The 26,351-nt window shown below is 39.6% G+C and carries 23 protein-coding genes and 1 pseudogene; 11 read left to right on the forward strand and 13 right to left on the reverse strand.

The window, feature by feature from the left end; all coding sequences use genetic code 11:
• The first annotated feature begins 236 nt into the window (after nucleotides 1-236).
• From ACQKCJ_RS15595 to ACQKCJ_RS15610, 4 genes are all read left to right on the forward strand, one after another.
• Nucleotides 237-1,139, forward strand: coding sequence for a CorA family divalent cation transporter (locus ACQKCJ_RS15595; protein WP_427402367.1), 903 nt, complete (start codon nucleotides 237-239; stop codon nucleotides 1,137-1,139).
• A gap of 57 nt (nucleotides 1,140-1,196) precedes the next feature.
• Complete coding sequence (locus ACQKCJ_RS15600) at nucleotides 1,197-2,912, forward strand: FAD/NAD(P)-binding protein (RefSeq protein WP_427402368.1); 1,716 nt, start codon at nucleotides 1,197-1,199, stop codon at nucleotides 2,910-2,912.
• 241 nt (nucleotides 2,913-3,153) lie between these two features.
• The gene (locus ACQKCJ_RS15605) at nucleotides 3,154-3,537 is read left to right on the forward strand and encodes a response regulator (RefSeq protein WP_271336213.1); all 384 of its coding nucleotides are present in this window, start codon (nucleotides 3,154-3,156) and stop codon (nucleotides 3,535-3,537) included.
• Between the two features lie 5 nt (nucleotides 3,538-3,542).
• Nucleotides 3,543-5,246 carry a sensor histidine kinase gene (locus tag ACQKCJ_RS15610; RefSeq protein ID WP_427402369.1) on the forward strand — a complete coding sequence of 568 codons (1,704 nt, stop codon included), beginning with the start codon at nucleotides 3,543-3,545 and terminating at the stop codon, nucleotides 5,244-5,246.
• Between the two features lie 44 nt (nucleotides 5,247-5,290).
• On the opposite strand, the gene ACQKCJ_RS15615 is transcribed toward ACQKCJ_RS15610, so the two are convergent.
• Nucleotides 5,291-6,040, reverse strand: a complete 750-nt coding sequence (locus ACQKCJ_RS15615; RefSeq protein WP_427402370.1) for a transporter — start codon at nucleotides 6,038-6,040, stop codon at nucleotides 5,291-5,293.
• 405 nt (nucleotides 6,041-6,445) lie between these two features.
• Between ACQKCJ_RS15615 and ACQKCJ_RS15620 the strand changes: the two genes are divergently transcribed.
• Complete coding sequence (locus tag ACQKCJ_RS15620; RefSeq protein WP_271336216.1) at nucleotides 6,446-7,090, forward strand: ferritin-like domain-containing protein; 645 nt, start codon at nucleotides 6,446-6,448, stop codon at nucleotides 7,088-7,090.
• A gap of 674 nt (nucleotides 7,091-7,764) precedes the next feature.
• Here the strand turns inward: ACQKCJ_RS15620 and ACQKCJ_RS15625 are convergent.
• The gene (locus ACQKCJ_RS15625) at nucleotides 7,765-8,352 is read right to left on the reverse strand and encodes a ferritin-like domain-containing protein (RefSeq protein WP_271336936.1); all 588 of its coding nucleotides are present in this window, start codon (nucleotides 8,350-8,352) and stop codon (nucleotides 7,765-7,767) included.
• An 18-nt stretch (nucleotides 8,353-8,370) separates the two neighbouring features.
• A complete protein-coding gene (locus tag ACQKCJ_RS15630) occupies nucleotides 8,371-10,515 on the reverse strand; it encodes a catalase (protein ID WP_427402371.1) in 2,145 nt (714 codons plus the stop codon).
• A 365-nt stretch (nucleotides 10,516-10,880) separates the two neighbouring features.
• Between ACQKCJ_RS15630 and ACQKCJ_RS15635 the strand changes: the two genes are divergently transcribed.
• The 5 genes from ACQKCJ_RS15635 (at nucleotide 10,881) to ACQKCJ_RS15655 (ending at nucleotide 16,371) form a co-directional block, all read left to right on the forward strand.
• The gene (locus tag ACQKCJ_RS15635; RefSeq protein ID WP_271336934.1) at nucleotides 10,881-11,057 is read left to right on the forward strand and encodes a hypothetical protein; all 177 of its coding nucleotides are present in this window, start codon (nucleotides 10,881-10,883) and stop codon (nucleotides 11,055-11,057) included.
• Between the two features lie 54 nt (nucleotides 11,058-11,111).
• Nucleotides 11,112-12,629, forward strand: coding sequence for a DEAD/DEAH box helicase (locus ACQKCJ_RS15640; RefSeq protein WP_427402372.1), 1,518 nt, complete (start codon nucleotides 11,112-11,114; stop codon nucleotides 12,627-12,629).
• A gap of 314 nt (nucleotides 12,630-12,943) precedes the next feature.
• Nucleotides 12,944-15,130: a hypothetical protein gene (locus ACQKCJ_RS15645; RefSeq protein ID WP_427402373.1), complete on the forward strand. Its 2,187-nt coding sequence runs from the start codon at nucleotides 12,944-12,946 to the stop codon at nucleotides 15,128-15,130.
• 138 nt (nucleotides 15,131-15,268) lie between these two features.
• Nucleotides 15,269-15,553: a hypothetical protein gene (locus ACQKCJ_RS15650; protein ID WP_427402374.1), complete on the forward strand. Its 285-nt coding sequence runs from the start codon at nucleotides 15,269-15,271 to the stop codon at nucleotides 15,551-15,553.
• Between the two features lie 179 nt (nucleotides 15,554-15,732).
• Nucleotides 15,733-16,371 (forward strand): NAD(P)H-binding protein, encoded by a 639-nt coding sequence (locus tag ACQKCJ_RS15655; RefSeq protein ID WP_271336930.1) that lies wholly within the window; start codon nucleotides 15,733-15,735, stop codon nucleotides 16,369-16,371.
• Nucleotides 16,372-16,418: 47 nt separating this feature from the next.
• Here the strand turns inward: ACQKCJ_RS15655 and ACQKCJ_RS15660 are convergent, their stop codons facing one another.
• The 10 genes and pseudogenes from ACQKCJ_RS15660 to ACQKCJ_RS15705 form a co-directional block, all read right to left on the reverse strand.
• Nucleotides 16,419-16,748: a YegP family protein gene (locus ACQKCJ_RS15660; RefSeq protein ID WP_427402375.1), complete on the reverse strand. Its 330-nt coding sequence runs from the start codon at nucleotides 16,746-16,748 to the stop codon at nucleotides 16,419-16,421.
• A gap of 516 nt (nucleotides 16,749-17,264) precedes the next feature.
• Complete coding sequence (gene ligD / locus ACQKCJ_RS15665; RefSeq protein ID WP_427402376.1) at nucleotides 17,265-19,304, reverse strand: DNA ligase D; 2,040 nt, start codon at nucleotides 19,302-19,304, stop codon at nucleotides 17,265-17,267.
• A gap of 285 nt (nucleotides 19,305-19,589) precedes the next feature.
• The gene (locus tag ACQKCJ_RS15670) at nucleotides 19,590-19,775 is read right to left on the reverse strand and encodes a hypothetical protein (RefSeq protein WP_427402377.1); all 186 of its coding nucleotides are present in this window, start codon (nucleotides 19,773-19,775) and stop codon (nucleotides 19,590-19,592) included.
• A gap of 141 nt (nucleotides 19,776-19,916) precedes the next feature.
• Nucleotides 19,917-21,473 carry a 3'-5' exonuclease gene (locus ACQKCJ_RS15675; RefSeq protein WP_427402398.1) on the reverse strand — a complete coding sequence of 519 codons (1,557 nt, stop codon included), beginning with the start codon at nucleotides 21,471-21,473 and terminating at the stop codon, nucleotides 19,917-19,919.
• 3 nt (nucleotides 21,474-21,476) lie between these two features.
• Nucleotides 21,477-22,217: pseudogene (locus ACQKCJ_RS15680) on the reverse strand (ATP-dependent helicase); the annotation flags it as partial.
• Between the two features lie 894 nt (nucleotides 22,218-23,111).
• Nucleotides 23,112-23,291 carry a hypothetical protein gene (locus ACQKCJ_RS15685; RefSeq protein ID WP_427402378.1) on the reverse strand — a complete coding sequence of 60 codons (180 nt, stop codon included), beginning with the start codon at nucleotides 23,289-23,291 and terminating at the stop codon, nucleotides 23,112-23,114.
• 2 nt (nucleotides 23,292-23,293) lie between these two features.
• Nucleotides 23,294-23,473: a DUF3606 domain-containing protein gene (locus ACQKCJ_RS15690; RefSeq protein WP_271336925.1), complete on the reverse strand. Its 180-nt coding sequence runs from the start codon at nucleotides 23,471-23,473 to the stop codon at nucleotides 23,294-23,296.
• A 654-nt stretch (nucleotides 23,474-24,127) separates the two neighbouring features.
• Entirely contained in the window at nucleotides 24,128-24,361 is a 234-nt protein-coding gene (locus ACQKCJ_RS15695) for a hypothetical protein (protein ID WP_271336924.1), read from the reverse strand.
• Between the two features lie 114 nt (nucleotides 24,362-24,475).
• The gene (locus ACQKCJ_RS15700) at nucleotides 24,476-25,123 is read right to left on the reverse strand and encodes an SRPBCC family protein (protein WP_427402379.1); all 648 of its coding nucleotides are present in this window, start codon (nucleotides 25,121-25,123) and stop codon (nucleotides 24,476-24,478) included.
• A gap of 70 nt (nucleotides 25,124-25,193) precedes the next feature.
• Nucleotides 25,194-25,334 carry a hypothetical protein gene (locus ACQKCJ_RS15705; RefSeq protein WP_271336922.1) on the reverse strand — a complete coding sequence of 47 codons (141 nt, stop codon included), beginning with the start codon at nucleotides 25,332-25,334 and terminating at the stop codon, nucleotides 25,194-25,196.
• Between the two features lie 690 nt (nucleotides 25,335-26,024).
• Here ACQKCJ_RS15705 and ACQKCJ_RS15710 point away from each other — a divergent pair.
• Nucleotides 26,025-26,282: a hypothetical protein gene (locus ACQKCJ_RS15710; RefSeq protein ID WP_427402380.1), complete on the forward strand. Its 258-nt coding sequence runs from the start codon at nucleotides 26,025-26,027 to the stop codon at nucleotides 26,280-26,282.
• Nucleotides 26,283-26,351: the final 69 nt, after the last annotated feature.

Consider the following 26,351-nt stretch of genomic DNA (forward strand, 5'->3'; position numbering starts at 1 on the left):
GTTTTGTGTAAAATTATTTATTTGTGCCCAACTACATTTATTCTCTAAATTTCTAAATAGATATTTCAAAAAATCAGTTCAGTTTAACCAAAAGACAAGGGGTTAAAAGTAATGTCTACACTTCAGTTTTAGTTGATAAACTTCGCATTGGTAAAATCGAAGTTATTGAGATGCCTTTAATTAATTATTTGAAACACTAAATCAAAGAACGCTTAATTACTAATAAAATAATCAAAATGCCTATATCTACTTGTACGATAAAAGATACACAGATTACCTGGATTGATGCTGTTGATCCTACCAGTGAGGAGCTCTCTAGTATTAGTAAAAAGTACAATCTAAATTCATACGCACTACTAGATTGCCTGGATCCGGATCATCTTCCAAAATTTGAGGAACACAATAATACCCACTTCCTAATTATAAGAGTTGTCAGTGAAAATAAGGAAAAATTGCAGACCGTCCAGAGTCTGAGTTGTAAAATTGCTGTTTTTTATAACGAATCCTTTATCATTACATTACATCGTACCACGCAGCCTTTAATTTCAACTATAAAAGAAACGTATGTCGATACTGGGAAAGTTAAAACAAGCACAGGCATTGTCATTCATATTGTTCGCGATGCACTGCATTCTTTTGAACAGCCCGCTATAAATCTATCAAATAAAATTGACGGTTATGAATCTAAATTATTTTTGAAAAAAAATATCCCTGCTGATATGATAGAGGCAATTTATTACCTAAAAAACAGGGCAGGATTATACAAAAAACTGCTTTTGTTGAGTAATGAAGTTGTAAATTCTATCAGGGCAGAAGGAGAAGAAGTACCGGCACTTAGAGATGTTCACGATCTGCATACTAAACTTTTGATGCTCAACGATCAGGTTCAGGAAGATGCAAAAGAGTTATTGAATATTTATTTGTCTTTATCTGCCAGGAAAACAAACGATGTTATGAAAGTGCTCACTGTGTTTTCTGTTTTTTTTATGCCACTTACATTTATAGCAGGGATCTACGGGATGAATTTCAAATTTATGCCTGAACTTAATTATTATTGGGCATATCCAATTACTTTAATTGTAATGGTTTTAGTTTCTATAATAATTTTTTTATGGTTTAAAAGAAAGAAATGGCTTTAGAATAGTATTTTATAAATTGAAAATTTACAGTTAAACAATAATAGAAACGTAATGAAAATGATGGAAAATAAAAAGAGAATTGCTATTTTAGGAGGAGGACCAAGCGGACTGTTTATGTATAAAAGATTGGTTGAATCAGGAAGCGCAAATTTTGAAATAGACATCTATGAACGAAAATCTACCCTTGGCGCAGGAATGCCTTATAGTCGAGAAGGAGCAAATGACGAACATGTAACCAATGTATCAGATAACGAAACGCCTGGAATTGCCACTTCAATTTCAGAATGGATTTTGACTGTACCATTAGATTTACTGGAAAGATTTGAAATTGATCCTGATAAATTTACTGAATATAAAGTAGTGCCAAGATTACTTTTTGGATATTATCTCGCCGACCAGTTTAAACTTTTACAGCAAAAAGGAGATGAAGCTGGAATAACAACACGAATTCACTATCAAAGCAATGTGGTGGATATTAGTTACAACGAACAAGACAATGAAGTATGGGTAGAAACAATTACTGAAAAAGATAAATTTGACCATGTAGTTATTTGTACAGGACACAACTGGCCACTGCGATATGAAGGAAAGGTCAAAGGGTATTATGACGCTCCATATCCGCCATCAAAGCTTTTGCTTAAACTCAATCACCCAGTAGCTATAAAAGGGTCGTCTTTAACCGCGATTGACGCCATAAGAACTCTTGCCAGAGAAAACGGTTCATTTAAAAAAGATGAAAATGGAAATATAAGTTTTCAAAGCCATGTAGAAAGCCCCGATTTTAAAATGATCATGCATTCCAGAAGTGGAATGCTACCTGCAGTAAGATTTCATCTCGAAGATTCTCATCTTAATAATAATTCGCTGCTGACGGAAAAAGAAATTGAATTGCACAGAAGAGAGAATGATGGTTTTCTCTCACTGGATTTTGTATTTCAAAAAGATTTTAAAGAAATATTCCGCGATAAAGATCCTGATTTTTACAATAGAATTAAAGATCTCAGTATTGAGGATTTTGTTTTGGAAATGATGGAACTCCGAGAACGTCTTGAACCATTTCAGCTTTTAAAAGCAGAATATATTCAGGCTGAGAAATCGATAAAAAGGCAGGAATCAGTGTATTGGAAAGAGATGCTGGCAGTTTTGAGCTTTGCTATGAATCATCCTGCAAAATACCTTTCGGCAGAAGATATGCAACGACTTCAAAAAGTACTTATGCCATTGATATCAATTGTAATTGCATTTGTTCCGCAAAAATCCTGTATCGAGTTACTGGCGCTTCACTACGCAGGAGTTCTGGATATTATTCCCGTTGGTGCAGAAAGTACCGTAGAACCGCAAAATGGTGGTGGAATCCGGTATAACTTCTTGGATCAGCATAACAAGCCACAATCCGTATTTTATGAAACTTTTATTGATTGTGTTGGTCAGCCACATCTATCTTACGCAGATTTCCCTTTTAAGAGTTTACTTTCACAAAAAGCAGTCAGTCCTGCAAAAATAAAATTCAAATCAAGTGAAAGAGGGCATCTTGCTTTTTTAGAAGGCAACGGCTCCGTAGAAAGTGACAGTACAGGAAGTTACTTTTTAAACGTATCGGGAATTGCAATAAATGATAATTTTCAAATTATTGACCAGTACGGAGCCTACAATGAAAACATATTTATTATGGCAGTTCCGTACATTGGAGGTTATAATCCGGATTATTCCGGACTGGATTTTTGCGAAGCGGTATCATTGCGTATTATAAATAGCATACAGGGAATAAATTAAAGTAAGAAATTGTACAGTAATATCTTTTTCCTACATATAGACATATTATCTTTTTTTTCAAAAAAAGCGAAAATAACTTTCTCTCGTTTAAAGTACTTCTCAGTGAAAATCTGAATTTTTAAAGATTAAAATAAAGATCCAGGAGCACAGATACCCTCAGTATTCGTTTAAACTAAGAGAATTTAATTTGAAATACCCCGTAAAATAAGAGTATATTTACTTACAAACAAATAACCGCTAGATGAAATTCCAACACATTTTACATGTTGATGATGATACTGACGATTGTGAAATGTTTCTTTTAGCGCTGCGAAAAGTGTCCGAAAAAGTGGGGTACACAGCGATCAATGATCCACTTTCGGCAGTAATACAACTCGAACAGAAGATAATCGTCCCTGACGTCATCTTACTTGATTTTAATATGCCACTGATGAATGGTATACAATTCTTGCAGCATATTAAAAAAAATATCGAACTCAGAGATATCCCAATTATAATGTTCTCTACTTCATCAGTAGATGAATTAAAAAACCGGACCAAAGATATGGGTGCCCATGATTATATTACTAAACCTATGGATTTTAATGGCCTGGTTGCCATATGTAATAAATTTTTAATTGGGTAAAATTTATGCAGACACTAGATAAGGAGAATAAAGACATGATAAATAGCAGGGACCAGATTTCTGACCACCGAAATGGAGAAATGGAACGCCTGACAAAAGCATTCGATTGGTCGAAGACCTCAATCGGATCGTCATTATATTGGCCGGCAAGCCTACATATCACAATAGATATCATGCTTTCTTCTAAATTCCCTATGTTTTTATGGTGGGGAGAAAAAAAAGTTCAGTTTTATAACGATGCTTACCGCCCAAGTCTTGGAGATCAGGGAAGACATCCGCTCGCACTTGGTCAGGAAGGGGAACCTTGCTGGGAAGAGATCTGGAAAACGATAGGCCCTTTAATTAATCAGGTATACACCGGGGGGGAAGCTACCTGGAGCGAAGACCAGCTGATTCCGATCTCCAGAAATGGAAAAATTGAGGATGTTTACTGGACATTTGGTTATAGTGCTGTGCGCGGTCTGGATAAACAAATTGAAGGAGTTTTGGTGATCTGTACCGAAACGACTAAAAAAGTACTGGCAATAAAGCAGATAGAAGAAAAGGAAGCGGAACTGCGCAATACTATACTTAAGGCACCAATTGGAATGTGCATTCTCACCGGTCCTGACCATGTTGTAGATATTGCCAATGAAAAAATGATTGAAGTGTGGGGAAAAACTGCTGAGGAAATAATGAACAAACCTATTTTCGAAGGCGTATTCGAGGCCCAGGACCAGGGGTTTGAAAAATTGCTTAAGCAGGTATATGAAACCGGCAAACCCCATGTTGCACATGAGATCCCAATTTTCCTGCCAAGGGACGGGAAACTGAAAAAAGTATATGTAAGCTTGATTTATGAGCCCTGCCGAAATGAGCATGATATTATAACTGGAGTATATGCGGTAGTTATTGACGTGACAGCTCGCGTGCTGGCGCAGGAACAAATTGAACAGATTGTAGAGGCACGAACGAAAGAGCTTAACGAGGTAAATTTAAAATTGCAAAAAACAAATGAAGAACTGGAGCAATTTGCTCATATTACATCACATGATCTGCAGGAGCCATTAAGGAAAATAAGTGTTTTTTCGCAGCTTTTGGAGCAGAAAGTTGGATTGATGGATAATGATTCGAGAACTTATCTGGGCAAGATAAATATTTGTTCTAACAGGATGGTTAATTTGATTCGCGATTTACTGGGCTACAGTGAAGTAGCAAAACAGGAAAGTTCTTATACAACTATTGACCTCAATGATGTAATTGGAGAGATCATATCTGACCTGGAGATTTTAATCCTGCAGAAAAAGGCTTTTATTGAACATGGAGTTCTGCCAACGATAGAGGCTGATCCTGTGCAGATGGCCCAATTGTTTGGAAACATTATCTCCAATTCATTAAAATACAGTAAAAGCGATGTTTTTCCAGTTATTACCATTAGCAGCAAAGAGGTAACATTACAAGAAATTGCCTTTAACTCAAATCTTATTGAGGGAAACACGTATTACAAAATTGAAATTGCTGATAATGGAATTGGATTCAGCCAACAATACAGCCAACAGATTTTTAGTATTTTTCAAAGACTTCACAATAAGACTGAATATGGGGGAACGGGTATTGGCCTGGCACTGTGCAAAAAAATAGTACAAAAGCATAGTGGAGATATTTTTGCAGAAGGAAAAACTGGCGAAGGTGCAAAATTTACCGTTATACTCCCTTTAAAACACAACTGAAGCAAAGTGCATAAAAAAAATTGTGGCTAACAGGTACTCTTATTTTATATTCTGAAAGACACCCCCAATTCGGCAAATTTATTATTATATCCATGCATAATTCCTGTTCCTGCCATAAAATCGAATTGCAGGTTTTTATTGGATAAAAACAAAACTCCTACATCCGCGCTGTTTTGCGCATGATGCTGTGAAACGGCCGTACCAAATGTTTCTACAAATAACTTTAATTTTTGGCTCAGGGAATGGTCGGCAGAAATTGAATAGATGTATTCAGGATCAGCTGATCGCGAAAGCCAGTGAACTCCTGCATTATATCCTAAATGAGTAGTTTTTGAAAGTGTATGCTGCGCCAGCAAACGAATCTCCGGACTGTAGTATTTATCTTTAAAAACTTTGTCTGCCATCCACGGAATACTCACACGACCTAAAATACCGATATCGGGAATAGCTACGCCTTTATGATCGAGAATGTGATATTTAAAACCCACTATAACTGGCGTAATACCAAAACCATGTTGTTGATTTTGATCGCTTATTTTTAAAACACTTTCAACTCTAATTTCTGTATTTTTAAAAATACCGTATCGCATCACGACTTGAGGAATTTCATAAGTCTTCTCGTTTTGCTGCCTTTCAAATGAAAATCCGTTTTCTACTTGCAGATGATGTGAAGTAACAGCATTGGGGCTTTCGGTTTCATTAGGGCGGTCAGTCTGCATTTGCTGTGCCGAAGCCATAAAGGGAAAGTAGAAAGTAACCATAAGGAAAGTGAATGATCTATAGAATATTTTCATGTTACATTTTGTTTTTATTTTAATCTGTTTTTTTTAAGGCTTGGCAGTCCTGATTAAATGGCAAAAAACGATCATATCATAATTCTGAGGATTCCTGGTATTGTAGAAAGAAACTTTTGATTGTAATTTTCCCTCTTGTGTTTGTACATTTCTTTGCATGGCGATAAGTTTGTTTAAGTCATTTAATATTAGATCATATTTACAATTTTGTAATTTTTTAACTTACCCAAAAGTAGCTTGCCAAGAGACAGTAAAATTATATGATTATTGAACTTTATTATACAATTATAATTTCTTATGTATTGATTTTTAAAGGTTTAAATGATGAAAGAATGCTGGAAAATTGTATAAGAAATTGGCACCCAGCAATGCTACATTTGAAATTCTAATTAAAAAATATCTATTATGAAAGATTCAAATACTAAAGCGTCCGCTAAAAAAGTAACGTCTGCAAAAAGCAGTTCAGCTTCTAAAAGTACAGTTGTTAAAAAAACAGCTGATAGTAAGTCAAAATCAGGTTCTTCTAAAACAACAGTGAAAGCTAAGGCATCAGCCGCAGAAGGATTGAGAGATTTGTTTGTTGATTCATTAAAAGATATCTACTGGGCTGAGAAAGCACTTGTAAAAGCACTACCAAAAATGGCAAAAAATGCTACTTCTCAAAATTTAATTGACGCCATCAACGATCACTTAGCAGTTACTCAAGGACAGGTCGCAAGATTGGAAGAAGTTTTTGCTTCAATTGGAGAAAAGGCAGCTGCAAAAAAATGTGACGCTATGGAAGGACTTATTAAAGAAGGCGAGGGTATTATGGAAGAAACTGAACCAGGTGCAGTTCGCGATGCTGGAATAATTGCTGCTTCGCAAAAAATCGAACACTATGAAATTGCTACTTATGGAACCTTGGCCTCGTTTGCGAAAACCCTTGGTGAAGATCAGGCTGTTTCATTATTGATTCAGACTTTAAACGAAGAGAAAGAGGCGGACATAACCTTAACCGAGGCAGCATATAACACTATCAATTTCGACGCTACTGAAGGCGATAAATGAAATATTTTTCTTTATAATAAGCCTGCAATCTCAAAATTGCAGGCTTTCTTTATTTATCACAAGATATAACGAGAGATTACATTTATGGTTATCTTCAGTTGTAAGTACTATTATACTAAAAAAGCCAAGTTAAAATTAATTTCAATTTTAATTCTATATAGAATTTCTATTTGTGTAATATTTATAAGAATAAGCAGATTCTGTAAATTTAATGGCTTAAATAAAAGTTACTTATTTTTCTATTAATTGTAAAAACAAAAAACATGAAAGTAGCAGTTATTCACCAACCCTGTTCCATGAAATATGATACAGTAGAAGATCCAAAAATAAGGATGATATTATCCTGAAGGTAGCCTCCACGGTTATTTGTGAACCGTACCTGTACATGCAAGGAGCGATGACTATTTTTAAGGTCAATTTTAAAAAGAATGATGAAATTGATATAATGAATTACTATATCTGTAAGGATTGTCCAAATGCCCTTCCATAAAATCAAAAATGGACGTGTATAGCTTCATATAATAAATAGATAAAGCGAAAAACGCTTATAACGTATCTTTTTAGATCTTATTATAAGCGCTTTTTTGTCTAAAAATAAATCTGATCAAAATAAGAGATGTTTTTCAGTACCCTCCCAAACGGCGCAGATTTTTTTATAATTGGTGAAAAAATAATTATTCGGCAGCGATTATATTAACGGCATTTAATGCAACATCGTTAAGTAAGCAGTCAGCCTCTTTTTCTTCAGCAAGGGTTTGTGTTAATAATTTTGCTGCATCATTCTCACCAAGTGTTTTAGCAAAGGCGACAAGTGTGCCGTAAGTAGCAATTTCATAGTGTTCGATTTTTTGCGAAGCAGCAATTATTCCAGCATCGCGAACAGCTCCGGGAACGGTTTCCTCGAGGATACTATCACCTTCCTTTAAAAGTCCTGCCATAGCTTCGCATTTTTTTCCTTCGGCCTTTTCTCCTACAAGTTCAAAGACCTGCTCCAGACGCGCCACTTGGTTTTGGGTAACCGCGTGATGTTCTTTAATAGCACTTGCCAGACTTGCAGAAGTTGCATTGGCTGCCATTTTTGGCAAAGCCCCCACCAAAGCATTCTCAGCCCAGTAAATGTCCTTTAAGCTGTCAATGAATAGCTCTTTTAGTTCTGTGGCAGCATCACTGGCCGGCTTTACAATCTCAGCACTGTTTTTTTTATTCGAATTAGAGCTGTTATTAGCAGCATTGATTTCATTTGGTTTTTCTGAATTTTTCATAAGGTTTGATTTTATGTATTAGTTATATAAGTTTTTTTCACGCTCCCAGATGCGGTGTTTCCCCATAGCTGTAATAAATTCTTGTGCAAATGCATCAGATCCTGCATCGCCTGCCAATATAATTCCTGGGTCATCATTAGTAATTTTTGATGCGAAAGGAGCTGCATTTAAGACCGTTATTGCCTGCCCATCTGCACCAATTACTTTGCAGTGTTTATAGGCATCGCTCAGGAATTCATTTACATCATCATTGTCAATTAACACTTTTATGCCCAAGCCATCAGCTACATAGACAGCGTCAAATAATACGGAAGATGCAGTAAGAAAACTAAAATCAACATGAATGGCCCCGTCGTTGTCTGTAAGCACCGAACCAAGATGCGGCGCAATAATACATCCTTTTGCATCTTGTTTTAAAAGCGCACTTTTAATATTCATGACACTTGTCTGTGAAACTCCATCTGCGCATATAATTGCTACTTTTCGCGAGGCAATAGTAGGGGAGTTAGTCGGGTTTTTCAGCATTGTCAGAGCATCCGAGAAGGCAACCGATTGATCCACAGTTTGAGGTTCTTGTTTACCTTCTGCTTCAGTTTCTGGTGATACACCACGATTTAATGGAGTTTCCAATACTGGTGGAACTGTCGCACCGAGTCCTATGGCCACTTTTTCTGCGAGTTCTGTATCAACTTGCGAGAGAAGTCCAAGCATTCTCAATCGGATAGCTGTCGTTTCCACTTTTCCAAGTTCAAAGCGAAGCGCCTTTACGATATGGCTCTTTTCTGTGGCGGTCTGACTATTGAAAAATAATTTGGCCTGGCCAAAATGATCGTTAAAGCTTTCGCTTCTTTCTCTTACTTTATGGGCATCGATACGTTCCTCAAAACTTGAAAAACCTCCTTCGGCAATCTTAGCCTGATAAGGACAGCCGCCTCCAAGGGAATTCGGGTGATAACTCACACGGCCCACGTTAATTTCCTGACGCATATGTCCCTCACGCTGATTATTGTGTACAGGGGCTACACTTCGGTTAATTGGAATTTCATGAAAGTTTGGGCTTCCAAGTCTGGATAACTGCGTATCGGTATAAGAAAACAATCTTCCCTGTAATAAGGGGTCATTAGAGAAATCAATTCCGGGAACGACATGTCCGGGATGAAAAGCGATTTGTTCTGTCTCTGCAAAGAAGTTATCAGGATTACGGTTCAGTACCATTCTCCCTACAATGGTTACAGGTACCAGTTCCTCGGGTACAAGCTTGGTTGGGTCAAGTAAATCAAATTCATATTTATTTTCATCAGCAGCGGGAATTATTTGCACTCCTAATTCCCATTCAGGGAAATTACCCATCTCGATGGCTTCCCATAAATCTTCCCTGTGAAAATCGGGATTTTTTCCTGAAATTTTTTGAGCTTCATCCCAAGCTACAGCATGCGTGCCTAATTTTGGTTTCCAATGGAATTTTACAAAAGTAGATTCGCCTGCTTCATTAATAAGTCTGAAGGTATGTACCCCGAACCCTTCCATCATACGATAGCTTCTTGGAATGGCACGATCAGACATTACCCACATGATCATGTGCATTGATTCGGGCATTAGTGAAATAAAATCCCAAAAAGTGTCATGCGCAGATGCAGCCTGCGGTATTTCATTGTGCGGTTCTGGTTTTACAGCGTGAATTAGATCGGGAAACTTTGATGCGTCCTGAATGAAAAACACTGGAATATTATTTCCCACCAGATCATAGATACCTTCCTGAGTGTAAAATTTCACCGAAAATCCGCGAACATCACGTGCTAAATCGGTAGAACCACGAGAGCCTGCAACGGTTGAGAATCTTGCAAATACGGGAGTTTTAAGTCCGGCTTGCTGCAAAAATCCCGCTTTAGTTAATTCCGGGATCGGGTTGGTTACTTCAAAAAAACCATGTGCTCCCGAACCTCGTGCGTGTACAATTCTTTCAGGGATTCTTTCGTGGTCAAAATGGGTAATTTTTTCCCTTAAAATAAAGTCCTCCAATAAAGAAGGCCCTCTTTCTCCTGCTTTCAAAGTGTTATTGTCATCGTTAATTCTGACACCCTGATCTGTGGTTAAAAACTTATTGGTGCTGTCAGATTTGTTGATAGACAGATCTCTCTGCTTTTCATCCTGCAAATTTTTCATATAAGTAATATTTAGTGGTTACAATTCAAAGCCTGAAACAGAAGTTCCTATAATTTCCAACTTCAGAGTATATGAAGATGAGCTCTTATATATTTATCAGGCAGTTCAAATTTACTTTAAACATAATGACCGCACTTACAGAATTACAGCGGGACATTATACAATTTTCAGTATGTAATATGTTTGATTGCAGTGTTTTATGAAATCTTTATGTCTCAATGAGAAAATAATATAATAATGAAAAGGAAAGTTGTAAAATGGTATCAAGCTACCTGGGTTAATTTTACTTTTGAAATGCAATTATAATATGTTTTTCATAATGGCTTTTTAGGATAAAGGGAAATTATTTATTAAACAATGATAATATGAATATGTTTAAGAAAGGACAAAATGTACAGCAGGAATTTGGCAATCAGATTATGAAAATTATTGGATTTGAGCCTGAACTTATTGAAAATGTAATTACTCAATGGGAAGATGAAGAGGGAACAATAGTGACGGGAAAATTTATGGAGTCACAACTGCTGCCGGCAGAGGAATAAAAAAAGAAGGTTTTACTATTATGCCGATCTAATAATTATTTAATGACCTTTAAAATGAATACAAAAATACATCCAAAGACCTTGCATTGCTATCAGAAAAAGGACATTGAAACTATTTTTGAGAAAATAGGGGAAACCAGCAAAAGTAAACTTTTGTACCAGCTGCCTACAGGAGCAGGCAAGACTGTTGTGTTTTCCGAAATCGCCAGACGATTTATAGACCAATACGGTAAAACGGCGGTTGTCCTTACCCATCGCAAAGAATTGTGCAGGCAGACTTCTGCTGTTTTAAAAAGTTTTGGTGTAAAGAACTGCATGATAAACAGTACTAGTGGTAATTTTAAAGCAGGCTGTGATTGTTATGTTGCCATGGTTGAGACGCTGCGCAACAGGATAAAGTCAAAAAAAATAAAGCCCCAGGTTGTAGGCCTTGTTATTATTGATGAAGCGCATCACAATTCCTTCAGGAAATTACTGGGAAGCTTTAAAAATGCAGTTGTTATTGGAGTTACCGCAACGCCGTTTAGCAGTGATATTTCCAAACCTATGAAACAGCATTATGATACACTGATAACAGGCGAAAGTATTGCTGTACTTATAAAGGAAGGATTTCTGGCCAAACCAAAATCTTTTGTTTATGAGGTAGAGCTCAATACATTAAAAACTGGCATACACGGTGATTATACCGTGAGTTCATCCAATGAATTGTATAGCTCTTCATCCATGCAGGAATTATTGCTAGAAGCGTACAGAGAAAATGCGCTGGGAAAAAAGACATTGATTTTCAATAATGGTATAGCTACTTCACAAGAGGTATTTGAGACTTTTACCCAGGCAGGAATTCCGATAAGACATCTGGATAACAAAACCCCTGATGACCGGCGCAAAGAAATCCTCAAGTGGTTTAAGAAAACAAAGGATGCTGTGCTTACCTCGGTGTCCATTCTTACCACCGGATTTGACGAACCTACCCTAGAGCATATTATACTTAACAGGGCTACTACATCCATTACGCTATATCATCAGATGGTAGGCCGCGGCTCGCGCAGGCTTCCTTCAAAGAAAACTTTTGGGATTACGGATCTTGGAAACAATATCCAGCGCTTTGGGGCATGGGATGCGCCGGTAGATTGGCAGTTTGTTTTTGAAAAACCGGACGTATTTGCAAAGCAGCTACAGTATCATGCCTCTGGTAATTCTGCCGTCCAGTCTCATGGCATGTCGGGCGAATTGCGTGCCAAGTTTCCTAAGACCCTTGAAATGACTTTTGATATTGAAGCGTCCTATCAAGAGGCTATTGATATGGATAAAAAACCCAAAACAGTCATACAGGAATCGATCAGGCAGCAAGCGAAAATGTGCATGGATAATGCCGATGCACTATCCGAGGCCATTGCACTTGCCCAAGGGCTTCAGCCTGAAATTCAGTGGAGGGTGAAACAATATGTGAAATGTCTTGACAATGCCAGCAGGAATTACAAAGAGTGGCTGCTCAAAGATTATCAAGACCGTCTTGAAGGGCTTATCGTCAAATTGTTTGCGAAGATAAAATCTAGAGCGGAAATCATGTAATTTAATGCTTGAGTAATGTAACTCATTGAATTTAAATGTAATGATCTTTGATCAATAAAAACAAGGAGATAAATTGGCAGAGCGAATTCTTTTGGGTATTTGCTATTATGATCCTTTCCATTTATCTGACGCAAGATCGGCTCCTTGCAGTCCAAACCCTTGGACGCTTCACATATGGAAATCCGCGAGTAAAGACATAATTGTACAGCTGTTTTTATTTGCCCTGTCTTTAAACTTCAGATTGATTTTAAACTACAAAAACCAAAAAATAATCATCCATATTGAAAAATTATAAACTTTTAAACTGACAACTTATGCATACTATTTCACCTTGGGCTGCGACCGTGCAAGCCGATTTAGAAAACGGCACTGTAATTTGGGAAAAGGAATTCAAGAATTATAATTTTCATGCGTTTAATACTGGTGATTCCATATGGATTCTCACCACGTGGCCTGATGGGGGCAAAATGGCATTTCGCGCTGCGTTCGGGTTGAACTGCTGTTTTGAAGTGACTAATTTACTCGATGACGGGGAACTTCTTGTTCTCAATCTGGAAACCAGGATTGGCAAATATGAAGTTTGTGTCAATTTCCCTGACAGTGAAGAAGTATTACTTCATTACACGACATCATTTAGCGCCAAGATGCCTCTGCTGATCCCTTTTTGGCCCCGCGATATTCTTGTGGTTACAAAACAGGGAAGTGTCGAAAACACCAGTGGAAACCTGCATATGCATCAAATGGGCTCTCGATCAGGTATACTCTTTGCAAGTACTACCAGACCCAGAACAGGTTCTGTTTTCTATTTTCAAAATCTGGGTTCTTTAAGCCCGTATTGTGAAGCAACAGAAACTTCATTAGAAGATACCGTTGGAGGGGCCTGGCCTGAAATAGGTTTTAAATTGCCCGTTACAAATCAGAAAGCGTTGCCTGCGGACAAGGCTTACATCATCTCTGATGCTTACGTGATTTTTTCTGATCAAATTATAGATAACGAGATACAGGAAACACAGGAGTTTTTAAACCATTTGGCCCATGTATACATGGCACTCCCTCATCCCGAGGTCTTTTATCATAACTGGCCGGATATTACCCAAAGCTGCCTAAGGGATCTACAGCAAAGCAAGGGATGCTGGACACAGACAAAAGGAAAATCGTATTTAAATGCGTACCTATGTGACTATGATACGCCGGGGGAAGTGATGGTGCAGTTGGCAGTGCTTATGCCCCTAAATGAATTGAAGGACTGGTATGGAAAAACAGATCCTATTTATAATGAATTACTCGATGGGATAGAAGGTTTTTATGATCCTAAGGTGAAGACCGTGAACCGGTGGCTTCCTGAACTTGCACACCAACTCGATAAATCAGAAGAACAAAAGCAGGAAATGGTTATGGACTCCTGGTACCTGCACCATCCCCTTATGAACCTTGCGAGGCTTGCTTTGAATGGTGAGAAAAAAGCGGAAGAACTCGTTTTGAAATCTGTTGATTTCGCCATAAAAGTTGCCCATCACTTTGACTACCAGTGGCCGGTATTTTATAAAATGGATACATTGGAAGTGATCAAAAAAGAAACTGAGCCAGGAAAGGGCGGAGAGAAAGATGTGCCGGGGTCTTATGCACATTTAATGCTGCTTATATACCGGCTTACCAACAACAAACGTTACCTAAGGGAGGCTGAAAAATCAGTAAAAAAATTGGCAGGCTGTGGGTTTGATATTCTTTACCAGGCCAATAACACTGCTTTTTCTGCAGGGGCTCTTTTAGAATTGTACAAGCTTACGGGTAAACAGGAGTATCTTGATTTGAGTTATGCCTGTCTGGCCTGTCTTTTTAAAAATATGCAGATCTGGGACTGCCAGTACGGATTTGGTAAAAATTACCCCAATTATTTTTCCGTATTTCCCCTCAATAATGCGCCTTATACGGCTGCGTATGAAGAGATGGAGGTGTACGCGGGTCTTTCAGAATATCTTTTACAATCCGAGACGGTTGATCTACCGTCTTCTTTAAAAATTTTAATACCTGAATTTTTAAAATATGCGATAAGCAGGTTTCCTTTTTACTATCCCCCTAAGCTGCCCGAGGAAATGATATCGGACGAAGTTAAAACCGGCGAGATAGGAAAAGAGCTTTGGATTCCCCTGGAAGATCTCTATAACGGATGGGAAAAAAGCGGACAAGTGGGACAGGAGGTTTACGGCGCCGGGGTAGGGTTTGGAGTTTTAACCAGACAATATCATAAGGTGAAAGGTGAGGAGTTTCTGTTATTTTCAGATTACCCGTTAATCCATATAAAAAAGTCAAACAAGACACTCACATTTAAAATTTTAGGAAGTGCTTCTCTGGAGTGTAATTTAAAGATTTTAATTCCCAACAAAGTAAAATTAAAAATCAAAGCATTAGTAGACAAAAATATTATAGCTCCTACTTCTGAAAATACAGAAATAATTTCGTACAATATTACGGGGGGCAGTACAGTTAAAATAATGTGGTGATCTTTTTTATAAGAAGGTCTTTATGTGTTGATAAACAAGTTAGTACATTTTAAATTTGTAAGCACTGGTTAAAATTATATAATGTTCTGCAAACATGCAGTATTATCTTTGAGATACTATTAACTGAAAAAAGAAACTATGAAAACGCTGATTAGAAATACATTGCTTACCCTTATTTTAGTGACGGCTGTGTCCTGTAAAAAAAATGATCCCACTCCCCAAGATCCTTATCAGACAGGAAGTGATTCTATTGCAACCACTATCGATACTGTAGGACCAAATTCTGATACAACAACCGTACGGGGTGCGGGAACAACCGGCGCAACGGGGGAAGGTTCAACTGGTTCTGGATCCGCAGGTACTGTGCAAAAAGGAACCGCTACAGTCAAAACTGATTCGACAAGTACTAAGAAAGGCAAGTAAGATCCTGCCTTTTTTTTTAAACCTGCGGCAGTTTCTACCCACTGCAGGTTTTTAAATGCATTATCAGAAAGCAATATAAACATTAAAAGACAGCCTCTTTACTATTATCTTAAAGAACATAGATTAGATGTCTTGAATAATAGATACTGCATACCATACCAAAAATTAAATATAAAGCTATGAGAGCACTGCTTATAGGAGCCACAGGCTCTACTGGGAAATTTTTACTGAATGAACTGATACAAGATGATGACTATAGTTCAGTATCGATCTTTGTTAGAAAACCTACCGGAAGATCTCATCCAAAGCTTAAAGAATATGTGATCGATTTTTCCAATATAGAACAGTACAGCGAACATATTACCGGAGACGTCCTTTTTAGTTGTTTGGGAACGACCCTTATGGACGCGGGTTCAAAAGAAAAACAATGGGAGATCGATTTTGGTATCCCGGCAACTTTTGCAGCTATTGCAAGGAAAAACAGAGTAAATTCCTTTGTACTTGTTTCCTCATCGGATGCTTCGGCAAAGAGTATGGTTTTCTACTCCAGGATCAAGGGAGAACTTGAAATTGCTATTGCCGGGCTGAACTTTGGGCAATTTATTATTTTCAAACCAGGGCCACTTCTTCGCGGGGGCACAGACAGAGCAGGGGAGAAACTTGTGGTCAAAGTACTTAACCTAGTTAATGCCATAGGACTGCTAAGAAAATACAAACCGCTTCCCACCGAAGTGCTGGCTATGAAACTGGCCAAGTCACCATGGAAATTACCACAGGGAACTTCAGTTGTGAAATTGGAAAAAATCGCAGATTTTTAACACGATTATCTTATGCCGAAAGGATAAATGGGAGTACTTTTACTGTTTTAGGACTGGTCTTGCACAACAGCATTTGGCGCGATTCGCTGCACCCTTTTTATGGCCTGTTCCCTTGAAAGGGTGCTTGGAAAAATGGCGCTGGTAGCAATGACCTTTCCATGAGAAGATCTCAGGTGGAAATAAGGTTCCCAATCAGTGCTTATCTTTTTTTGATATTTATCGGGCTGCTTTGCATGGGTGCGAAAACTTTCGATTGCTTTTTTACAGCTGATTTTGGTTGTGTACTCTTCGGAGCTCAGCAACACAGCGCCTGCCTTGGATTTTAGCTGTACCTGAAATTTACCGGCTGTTTTTCTTATAATTACAAATTTTCCCATCTCTTTTTACGATTTATGGTTGCTTGTCATCAGCTTGAAAAGAAGCTACTAATTTATAAATTCTTACTGGAAAATAGGAAAAAATTCACAAATAATAATTTAAAACTATTTTTCAAACAGTCTGCAAGGCGAGTTTTGTGTTTTATAATTATGGAAAAAAAAGCCTGAATCGTGTAACCAAGGTAATTCGAAGGCTGTTATGTTTGAATATGTATAACAAACTGGGCGCGGAAGGAACTACCAAAAACGCAATACTTCTGTCAGTACTGATTCAATAAGCAGTGCTAAAAGCACCAAGGGTAAATAATTTTGCCCTGGTAGGTTGATTATTTAATGTTTTTTCTGCCTGTAGCGCCTGATATCGCTACAGGCTTTTTTTTTTTTTGTAACTAGTCAATCGTTTTAAAACCGGTAAAACAAAAATCCTAAGATCCATGGTGTCCCCTTGGCACAACAGTCCACTATACACTTAAATTCATGGACAACTGCCTAGTGAGGAGAAATGATCCATTACCCTTACTTAAAAATACTTTCAGCCCTGCCGAGTGCTTTTTTCATGTCAATACCTTTCTGCAGGGCGCCTTTGAAAATATCCCCTTCACTTTTGATACGTTCCAATGCGTTTCTAATGGTAAAATCTTGCATAGTTAGCCCTTTTTTGACTTCTTCCCAATGCAAGGGCATGGATACAGTTGCCCCGGGTTTGGGACGAAGGGAGTACGGACAAGCAATGGTGGCACCCGGACGGTTCTGAAGAAAGTCCAGGTACATTTTGCCCTGTCTGTTTTTGATCTGGCGTTCCATTGAGGTAAAATCGGGCAGCTGCTCATGTACAACAGACACGATGAGTTTTCCGAACATCTGGGACTGGTCGTAGGAATATTTTGCTCCAAGTGGAATATAAATATGCATTCCGGTTGATCCCGAGGTTTTCACAAATCCAGGTATGTCTAAGGCATCCAGTACTTTTTTTACCTCCTGTGCTGCCTGGAGCACCTGATCAAAGGTATTTTTATCCGGGTCAAGATCAATAACACAATAGTCGGGATTATCAGGGTGCTCTATGGTACTGAACCACGGGTTGATTTCGATACAGCCCAGGGAGGCCATATACAAAAGGGTGGCCTGGTCACCCCCGACAAGAAACTCCTTGTCCTGGTTCTCACTGGTAGTATAAGGAAAAGTCCTTGCCCAGTCGGGGGCTTTGCCCTTTACATCTTTCTGGTAAAAACTCGGTGAGTGTATACCGCCTGGAAACCTGTTGAGCGAAAGGGGACGGTCTTTTAGATAAGGCAGGATGTAGTCGGCAACCTGATAATAGTAATTTAACATATCGCGTTTGGTATAGCCGTCCTCAGGCCAGTATACCTTGCTCAGATTGGTGAACTTCAGCTCGTGGCCTTTAATTTTTTTTACCTGCGTTTCTTCCGTTGGATTGAGCAGGGATTTTCTTCCAGTGTTCTTTGGAGACCGGACCAAATGATTTTCATCTGAGGTGTTGGAATGCCCGTCAGCTACTATGGCCTGTGTTTTTGATGCGGTCTCCCGTACGACTTGCTTTGCTTTTTTGTCGGAGCGCATACCCTGGAAGGAAGGGTGCCGGAAAACCCCATCTGTGGTCACCTCGGCAAAACTCACCTCGCAGACCAAAGAGGGCTTTAACCAGGTTGCCGTGGCGTGTGGAGGATTGGGACGGAATCTGGAGGGTTTGTTGATATCGGGAGTTTTGGCAAAAGGTATTGTATCGGTAATCAGGGGAGTGAATTCCTGCATCATTTCATTCTGTAGCTTGTCACTGAATCCCGTACCGACCTTTCCGACATATTCCAGTACTCCGTTCTGGTATACACCCAGCAGCAGGGAACTGAACTGTTTTGAGGAGTTGTCATTTTTGGTGTATCCGGCGATTACTACTTCCTGTCTGCGGTTCACTTTAATTTTCAGCCATTCCTTATTGCGGGCGCCGGGGCTGTAAACCGAGGTCATCCTTTTGGCCATGATGCCTTCGAGTCCCATTTTTTTTGCCGCGTCAAAAAAGTCCAGCCCATTTGAAGTAAAGACTTGGCTCAGGCGGATGCGATCGTCATCACCGGGCAGTATTTCCTTTAAGATGGCCTGTCTTTGGGATAATGGCAGTGCGGTAATATCTCTGCCGTTGTACCAGAGCAGATCAAAAACATAATAGGCGAGATGACCGTCCGCTTCACTTCTCCAGTTTTGCAGGGCGCTGAAATTGGCTTTTCCGTCTCTTCCGATTACTAAGATCTCCCCGTCGAGTACTGCATCAATGGACCATTTTTCCATGGTGGCGGTTATGGGGTAATATTTTGCGGCAAAGGATTTGTTATTGCGCGAGGCAATGGCTACCAAGCCATTTTGGACATAGGCCAGTGCGCGGTAGCCGTCCCATTTGACTTCATACGACCAGTAGGGATCATCAAAAGGTTCATTGACCAGTGTGGCCAGCATAGGTTTGATAGCGGAAGGCATTTTGCTTTTTATGCCTTTTTCCAGTAGTGTATGGCTATTTTTCGGCGTAACGGTTTTTGTTTTCATTACCTTTTTATTTTAATTAAGGCAAATCCTTTGGGTGTCAGAGCTGTACTTTACGGCAATTGTGCGAGCCTTTAAAAAATCTAGTGCGCAGCAATTACTTTTTTTTGGTGTGCCTACCCTAATGGCAATGTATTTGGTAGGGAAGCGCACCGAGCATTGCAGCCTTTTTTTATCTAAGCTTGAAATTGCTACAGGAATATGTAAGGCTATTTATTCCAAGGCAGGATTGCGGCGTGATCAAGATTAGCTGTTTCTCGATGCGCTGCCTGTACTTGCTGCACCTCCTTAATTATTATTACCGCCTTTCTCATTGCGGTCGGGATCCATACCGGCATCATCCTCACGCTCCTGATCCCAGTCCCCTGTATTGGCATCCTGTTGTGGATTACCGTCATTGGAAAGGGTTTGAAGCTGGTTGTGGTACGGGCATTTTTGAAGTTCTTTACTGCTGTAATTGTGTGTATTTCCCATGGTAAGTTTTTTTTAGTTAATACCTTTAAAATTAAGGTAATAGTTGTGTTTTGTCTTACAATAAAAAACGATTTTGTTATCAAATTTACACGAAGTACCTAAAAAGCGAAAGTGTTAAAAAGACGGTAATCAGGCCAGAATTTAATTGCCGAATTTCCACCATTTATTTCCCTTTTTATCATTTTGAATTTCCTTTTCGTTATCGGGCAGGGTAGCTGCAGGGCTGTGCCACTCTTTTTCTTCTTTTGGATCTGTTTGCTTATCCTGCTTCGCAAAGGGATCCCCTAAAGAGCCTAAATGGGATTTCAGATCTTCCGCCATGGCGGGCCCATCACCCTGAGCGGGAGCTTCGGCATGCTGGTCACCTTCGATTTTGGTTAAAAAGCCAAAAGAGAAATCAATGGGTTTTTCTTTACCAATTTCAAAAAAATCGATCCTGTATTCATTTTTGTCAAAATTGACTTGGATGACTTTTCCCTTTTTAAAGACCTCGTGCATAACGGTATCCCCAACTTTGAAAGCCTGAGCATCCCCATCGGGTACACTTGTTTTGCCAGCTTGATTATTTTGTATGATTTCGGGGCTTAATTTACCCTTGCGCACGTAGAATTCCTCCTTGATTTCAAAGAGGAATCTGGAAGGATATTTATTGAGCCCTGTGGTGAAATTAAACCCTTCGGAATCGGTGATATAGAATCTTTTCTCCGCGCGGGTAACTGCCACGTAGGTAAGCCTTCTTTCTTCCTCGATGGCCCTTTTTCTTCTTTCCTTTATCGACAGCGCGCTGGGAATCACCCCTTCGGTAAATCCGCAGAGAAAAACATAGGGAAATTCAAGGCCTTTGGAAATATGGATGGTCATGAGTTTAACCTTGTCCTGATTTTCATTCTGTGTGTCCAGATCGGTATACAAAGATACTTCCTGAAGGTATTCTTCCACATTAATCCCCTCATTGTTTTCCTTTTCCAACAGCAGCATCGAGCTTACGAGTTCCTTGATGTTTTCCAGACGGTCCTGGTCACCGTCTTTTCGGTACAATTCGGCCAGGCCGCTTTTCTCGAGGATGTCCTTGACCAGGTCCGAGATGGATTTGGTTTTGGAAATTGCTTGTAGTTCTTCAATGATTTTTAAAAACTCTACAGCGCCTTTTTTTGCCAGTTCGGTATCTGAAATATTCCTTTGCAGCGCCTTGAGCAAAGATAAATTCTGTTCGCGGGCCAGATAGCTTAATCGCCCGAGAAACTTTTTGCCAAGGCCCCTTGCCGGATGGTTGAAAATGCGTAAAAATGAAATATTGTCCCCGATGACCATGAGCCTTAAAAAAGACAAAACATCCTTTATTTCCTTTCTTTCAAAGAACTTGATGCCTCCAAAAATGGAATAGGGGATATTGGCCTTGATCAGTGCCTGTTCGATATTTCTGGAAATATGGTTGGCACGGTACAGGATGGTAATATCAGAATAGGCGGCCTTTTCGGTTTTCAGGATCTCCCTGATTTCACCCGCGACCCACTGGGTTTCCTCAAAATCATTTTTGCCATGAAAATGGACCACCTCAAACCCGGCGGGCTTATCGGTGACCATATCCTTGGCCACCCTTACGGTATTGTTTTTTATAATGTGGTTGCCCACCTGAAGTATATTGGGGGTCGAGCGGTAGTTCTGGTTCATGATGATTGTCTGGCAGTCCGGAAACATTTTATCAAAATCCACCAGGTATTCGGGTTTGGCGCCGCGCCATTCGTAGATGGTCTGGTCGGGATCTCCCACCACAAATAGATTTTGGTGGACACGAGAGAGCATTTCGACAAGCTCAAACTGGCTGTCGGAACTGTCCTGCGCCTCATCGACCTGAATGTAGTGCATGTTTTTCTGCCATTTCAAAAGTACGTCCTGAAATGAGTTTAAAATATAGACCGTGAAATGAATAAGGTCATCAAAATCCAGGGCATAATTTCGTTTCTGTTTGTCCAGGTACCGGTGAAAGACCCTGAGAGATAAATTTTCGGTTTGCTGATCCTCAAAGCTTTTGTTACCGAGTATATATGCAAGGTAATCAGACGTGCTTTTTGATTTGGAGATAAACTGAAGGACCTGCTTGAAGGTCAGGTGGCGGGAGTTGATCTCCAGTTCGCTAAAGACATCGCGCAGAATAGTCTTCTGGTCCTCGGTATCAAGGATGATGAAATTTTTGGGATAATGAATTTTATTTATTTCCTCGCGCAGAAAACGCACGCAAAAACCATGATAGGTAGTGATAAGACTTAGATCGCGGGTATCCCCGACAAGGGCTTTTACCCTTTTTTTCATTTCCTGTGCGGCCTTATTGGTAAAGGTGACGCAGAGAATATTCGAGGAATTGATTCCCAGCCTGTTTACAATATAGGCAAAACGGGAGGTCAGCGCCTTTGTTTTTCCTGATCCCGCCCCCGCAATAACGCGGACATACCCTTCAGTTCAGTTGTGGTAACGGCCTGAAGCTGTTTTGCATTTAGGTTTTCTAAATTCGGGTCGGTCATTTTAATTTTTATTAAGCTGTTTATTTCCTGGCGGCCTGCCTGCAAATTTATGCAATTATTTCCAAGGCGTGGCAGGGAAAGTCCAAACTGCAGGGTCCATAAAAAAAGTTTCGCCGGCATATTGGTCTTCAGAATTGCGGATCCCGTCTCAAAAGAATCCTGAAAAGAATTTAGTAACAGTTACATTAAAAATTCTTTTCACAATTCCTGAACCGGGATCTTTATAACGACCTTTTTTTGTTCTACGGTTGATCAAAAGACTCAAGCCATCGGATTATTCGATTTCATCCTTATCTGCTGTTTCCTCATCGAGGGTCTTTCTGTTGGCATCATTAACCCATTGTTGCTTATCATCCTTAGCATTCGGACTGCTGTTGTCAGTTCTTTGGGATGAATCATCCGTATGGTTGTGAATGCTGCGGGAATCATCCTGGTGCTGATTGATTGCGGGATCTTTTTCTCCATAGTTTCAGACATTATGGAATCTTCTGCTGTGTGCGTGATACGTATGTTCCTGCTGATCATAAGTATCGAAAATTTCTCTTGACATAATGTATAATTTTAGAGTGTTATTTTTCAGTTAAAGGCTGGAGAGCTTCGATGGATCTGTGGCCTCATCGATGCTTTTTCCCCCGATATTGCTATTTTTGTTCTTTGTTTTATCGTGAGTTTCCTTGCTGATCGTAATGATTCAGGCATCCGGCTTCCCCTGTGCTGGTCCCGGGCTGCATAGCTGCTGAGGCGCTCTTGGCATTTTGATTGGTATCATCCTGATCCCTTTGGAATCTTTGCTAACTATTTTCCATGATCTTCTGTTTTAAGTTTTTTCCTTGTGATTTTTCAAAAGCTCACGGGCCTGCTTGAGTCCCGTGGCGATTGCGATTCCTTCTTCGGCACCGTCTTGAAGTAGCGCATTGGCTATTTCCACAGCTTTTTCCCTGACACCCGCGGGCTGGTTCTTATAAGATGGGGGATAGTCCCCGTCATACCAGGGCATGATCAGTTGTTTTCTGCCAGGTATTCCCTGACATGTTCCACATTGGTACCTGCAGCCCTTACGGCCGTTTTTAATACTTCCTGGGGCACATTGAACTTTTCAGACCAATACTGCACCTCATACGATTCATTGATATTGATTTGTGAATCGTCCGCTTTTCCTGTTTTTGATTTATCGTCCATGATTTTACTTTTAAGGGTTCTAACCAAAGTTACTGCGCCAGCAGGCAAAACTGTTATATTATAAAATACGATTTTTACAGGATTGTCATGGTAGAGAACGCATTAGGTAAAATTCCGGACGATGAATTATTTTTCCCATACCTGACAAAAGGTGAGATTGATCCTGGGTAGTAAAACCCGATGCGGGTTTACTCTTCGACGCGTCTTGGGATATCCAGGAGTTCCACTGGCCAGTTGGGATGGACTTTCTTGAACTCCTGTTGGTTTCCTCCCTACCAGGTAATCATTCTCGATAGCGCGGAATACGAAATTGGCGTGCAACTCTGCATGGACCTTCAACTTATGCCCGTAGAGGACAGATCGGTACAGTGGCCCGAGGACAAAAGCCCATACCAGCCCGTTGCCAAACTCTCCTTCCCGCCACAGGACACTTTTAGTCCCGAGAGAAGGGTTTATGCTGAGGATGTATTGAGTTTCGATCCGTTTCACTGCCTGTACGCGCACCGCCCGTTGGGAAATATCGTGAGGGTGAGAAAACTTGCCTATGAAACCTCGAGCCGCTACAGGCACCATATGAATGCCCAGGCCAGGAGATAGCCTGCCAGTATTGACAAGCCGCCTGATTAATAGTAACAGATTGTCTCTATTAAAAACTTACTCAATATAATTGATTTTTGATTTTGCAAATTCATCCAGGATGTATTGCACCGATGGCTCGAGATCTGCTGCTATGAAATCGGATTCCAAAATGTAATTGTCCACAAAATCATAGACTGTTTTCTCGGTTTCGCTGAGTCTTTTTATGTTATCCGTACCGGGGGAAGCACTAAAGGTATTTTCAAGATGTCTTTTTAGCTTTTCTTCGAATTGCTGGATTAATTCTTTCATGACTATCGTTTTAAGTTTGTAAATTCAATTAAAGGTACATTCAAAAAAAGCCTTTTAGGTTCCAAATCTAAAAGGCTTTTTTTATTTATAAAGTCCGGACCCCAATTCGCGGGACTATGATTCCAGATAGATCTTCAGGTTTTCGATGTCGTTCTTTACGATTTTCTCAAAATAAGGGTTCAGTAGTTTTGCGGCACCTTCACCGGCAAGTCCCATAGGGGCACGATAGGAAATGGTCACTTCTATTTCGGTATTTTTTCCTTTGGCTTTGAAGAGCACCTTGCCAAAATTTTTAACCGAGGCGTCTGGTAGGGACTGCCAGCTTAGGAGTTTTTCCTTTTGATCCTTAATGATATCTGCATTCCAGGTAAGTGTGCCAATACCGGCAGGACCTTTGGCAGTCCACTCGGATTTGGTATCACTTATGGTCTTAACGGACTGCAGGTGGTTCATGAATTTAGGCAGGTTCTCCAGATTGCGCCAAAAGGCGTATACTTCGCTGATGGGCTTGTTGATTACGGCGCTAGTTCGGATATTTACATTAGAGGGTTTGTCATTTTTCAAGTGGTCCAACGCGTTGTACACCGGGCAGTACCCGCTGAGACCTCTGGCGAGCATCGCCCCACCGGAGCTGATTTTAGCCAGGCTTTTGCTTTCCTGTGAAAGTCCTTTATAGAGCAGGTACGACCCGCTGGTAATCATTAGTATTCTCTCCAATGCCGAGACATTGGCCGTGCTGTTGGATGCTGATTTAGTTGCCATATCGTATGTTTTTTATCATTAATTTATTTGAGAGTGTGAAATAGTATATTTTGATCTGTCTGCCCTGGATTCAGTCAGTTGCGAAATCTTCCGATTCGCTGTAATTCTCATCAAAGTTTTCTTCGGGATTCACCGTAGTGTCTTCCTGCTTTGGGTGATTAGCATTGTGGTTGTTTGTTGTATCGTATTTTTTGTTGTCGTCAGTTATCATGTCCTATTGTTTAAAATTATTAATTATCAGGTTCCGAATTATGGCGCCATGATTCAGAGTGTTTGAATCCACGACTAATTCAAAATTAAGAACAAGGGGCGTATTTGTTCTTATAGAATTTTATCTAAGAGTTCTTTAATTATCAGTTCCTTATGAGTTTTACGCTTTTATAAAACGACGGTAAAAAAACGCAAAAACCGAAATTTCTTTAAGCTTTTCCGCTTTGGGATCATGGCATTTTTTCCTTTTTCATGCGCGAGGGGATCTGGCACAGTTTTTTTTCCATCAGATTTAAAGTGGTCCTATGGTATGGTGAGGCATTTTTTTTATCTCAAGGCAATGCGTTGTTTTCATTTTGGAAAGGGAAATCTCTGTGGTTTCCATGAATTTGTCCCCTATTCGGGCAGAAAAGACAAGGTTTTTTTCTTATAATATTTGAATGAAAAGGATCTGTTTTTTTAATTGTTCTTATTTTTTATGATGGAACCCAATAGTGCTGTTCTGATTTTTAGTAGTTTTAGGGCAGTAAATAATCAGGAAAGAGACTTGTTTTGGAAGGTGAATTAACACGATCCTTTGGCCTGTGAGAAGCAAAGGCATGGAAATGCAATAGAAAAAAAACATAAAAAACGTAAAAAATAATTTTTCTTTTAGTATATTGTTTTACAGAATCACACAATACCCAATACCATGGATAAAACTATAAAGCTTAGAGTGAAAAAGGCAATTGACAACAACGGGGAGCTTAAGGTATTAAAATTAAAAGGGACTTTGATTTCCAAGGGATTTACCCACATCATTCACATTGCCGACGAGAATGAGGATTTTTATCTCAATTCATTTTCCACTTCACCCGATCATAAAAAAGAGGCGGAAGATTTCGTACAGGATTATATTTCCAGCCACGACCTGGCAGATACCATTACCCTTGTTAGTACCGCGAAATAATTACCTAAAGGGAGAATATAAAAGAAATCAAATCTACAATTCTAAACCATTACCGCATCTTAAACCATT

Source organism: Flavobacterium sp. NPDC079362, from assembly GCF_050267765.1.
GTDB classification, from domain to species: Bacteria; Bacteroidota; Bacteroidia; order Flavobacteriales; family Flavobacteriaceae; genus Flavobacterium; species Flavobacterium azizsancarii.

Bases quoted from the DNA above. Each gene is read 5' to 3' on its own strand.
- ACQKCJ_RS15640 (WP_427402372.1), top strand. From the start codon at position 11,112: ATGAATACAAAAATACATCCAAAGACCTTGCATTGCTATCAGAAAAAG.
- ACQKCJ_RS15600 (WP_427402368.1), top strand. From the start codon at position 1,197: ATGATGGAAAATAAAAAGAGAATTGCTATTTTAGGAGGAGGACCAAGC.
- ACQKCJ_RS15620 (WP_271336216.1), top strand. From the start codon at position 6,446: ATGAAAGATTCAAATACTAAAGCGTCCGCTAAAAAAGTAACGTCTGCA.
- ACQKCJ_RS15645 (WP_427402373.1), top strand. From the start codon at position 12,944: ATGCATACTATTTCACCTTGGGCTGCGACCGTGCAAGCCGATTTAGAA.
- ACQKCJ_RS15685 (WP_427402378.1), bottom strand. From the start codon at position 23,291: ATGCCCTGGTATGACGGGGACTATCCCCCATCTTATAAGAACCAGCCC.
- ACQKCJ_RS15710 (WP_427402380.1), top strand. From the start codon at position 26,025: ATGGATAAAACTATAAAGCTTAGAGTGAAAAAGGCAATTGACAACAAC.
- ACQKCJ_RS15670 (WP_427402377.1), bottom strand. From the start codon at position 19,775: ATGGGAAATACACACAATTACAGCAGTAAAGAACTTCAAAAATGCCCG.
- ACQKCJ_RS15630 (WP_427402371.1), bottom strand. From the start codon at position 10,515: ATGAAAAATTTGCAGGATGAAAAGCAGAGAGATCTGTCTATCAACAAA.
- ACQKCJ_RS15660 (WP_427402375.1), bottom strand. From the start codon at position 16,748: ATGGGAAAATTTGTAATTATAAGAAAAACAGCCGGTAAATTTCAGGTA.
- ACQKCJ_RS15625 (WP_271336936.1), bottom strand. From the start codon at position 8,352: ATGAAAAATTCAGAAAAACCAAATGAAATCAATGCTGCTAATAACAGC.
- ACQKCJ_RS15690 (WP_271336925.1), bottom strand. From the start codon at position 23,473: ATGGACGATAAATCAAAAACAGGAAAAGCGGACGATTCACAAATCAAT.
- ACQKCJ_RS15615 (WP_427402370.1), bottom strand. From the start codon at position 6,040: ATGAAAATATTCTATAGATCATTCACTTTCCTTATGGTTACTTTCTAC.
- ACQKCJ_RS15700 (WP_427402379.1), bottom strand. From the start codon at position 25,123: ATGGCAACTAAATCAGCATCCAACAGCACGGCCAATGTCTCGGCATTG.
- ACQKCJ_RS15605 (WP_271336213.1), top strand. From the start codon at position 3,154: ATGAAATTCCAACACATTTTACATGTTGATGATGATACTGACGATTGT.
- ACQKCJ_RS15695 (WP_271336924.1), bottom strand. From the start codon at position 24,361: ATGAAAGAATTAATCCAGCAATTCGAAGAAAAGCTAAAAAGACATCTT.
- ACQKCJ_RS15705 (WP_271336922.1), bottom strand. From the start codon at position 25,334: ATGATAACTGACGACAACAAAAAATACGATACAACAAACAACCACAAT.
- ACQKCJ_RS15675 (WP_427402398.1), bottom strand. From the start codon at position 21,473: ATGTTTCCGGACTGCCAGACAATCATCATGAACCAGAACTACCGCTCG.
- ACQKCJ_RS15655 (WP_271336930.1), top strand. From the start codon at position 15,733: ATGAGAGCACTGCTTATAGGAGCCACAGGCTCTACTGGGAAATTTTTA.
- ACQKCJ_RS15635 (WP_271336934.1), top strand. From the start codon at position 10,881: ATGAATATGTTTAAGAAAGGACAAAATGTACAGCAGGAATTTGGCAAT.
- ACQKCJ_RS15650 (WP_427402374.1), top strand. From the start codon at position 15,269: ATGAAAACGCTGATTAGAAATACATTGCTTACCCTTATTTTAGTGACG.
- ACQKCJ_RS15610 (WP_427402369.1), top strand. From the start codon at position 3,543: ATGCAGACACTAGATAAGGAGAATAAAGACATGATAAATAGCAGGGAC.
- ACQKCJ_RS15595 (WP_427402367.1), top strand. From the start codon at position 237: ATGCCTATATCTACTTGTACGATAAAAGATACACAGATTACCTGGATT.
- ligD (WP_427402376.1), bottom strand. From the start codon at position 19,304: ATGAAAACAAAAACCGTTACGCCGAAAAATAGCCATACACTACTGGAA.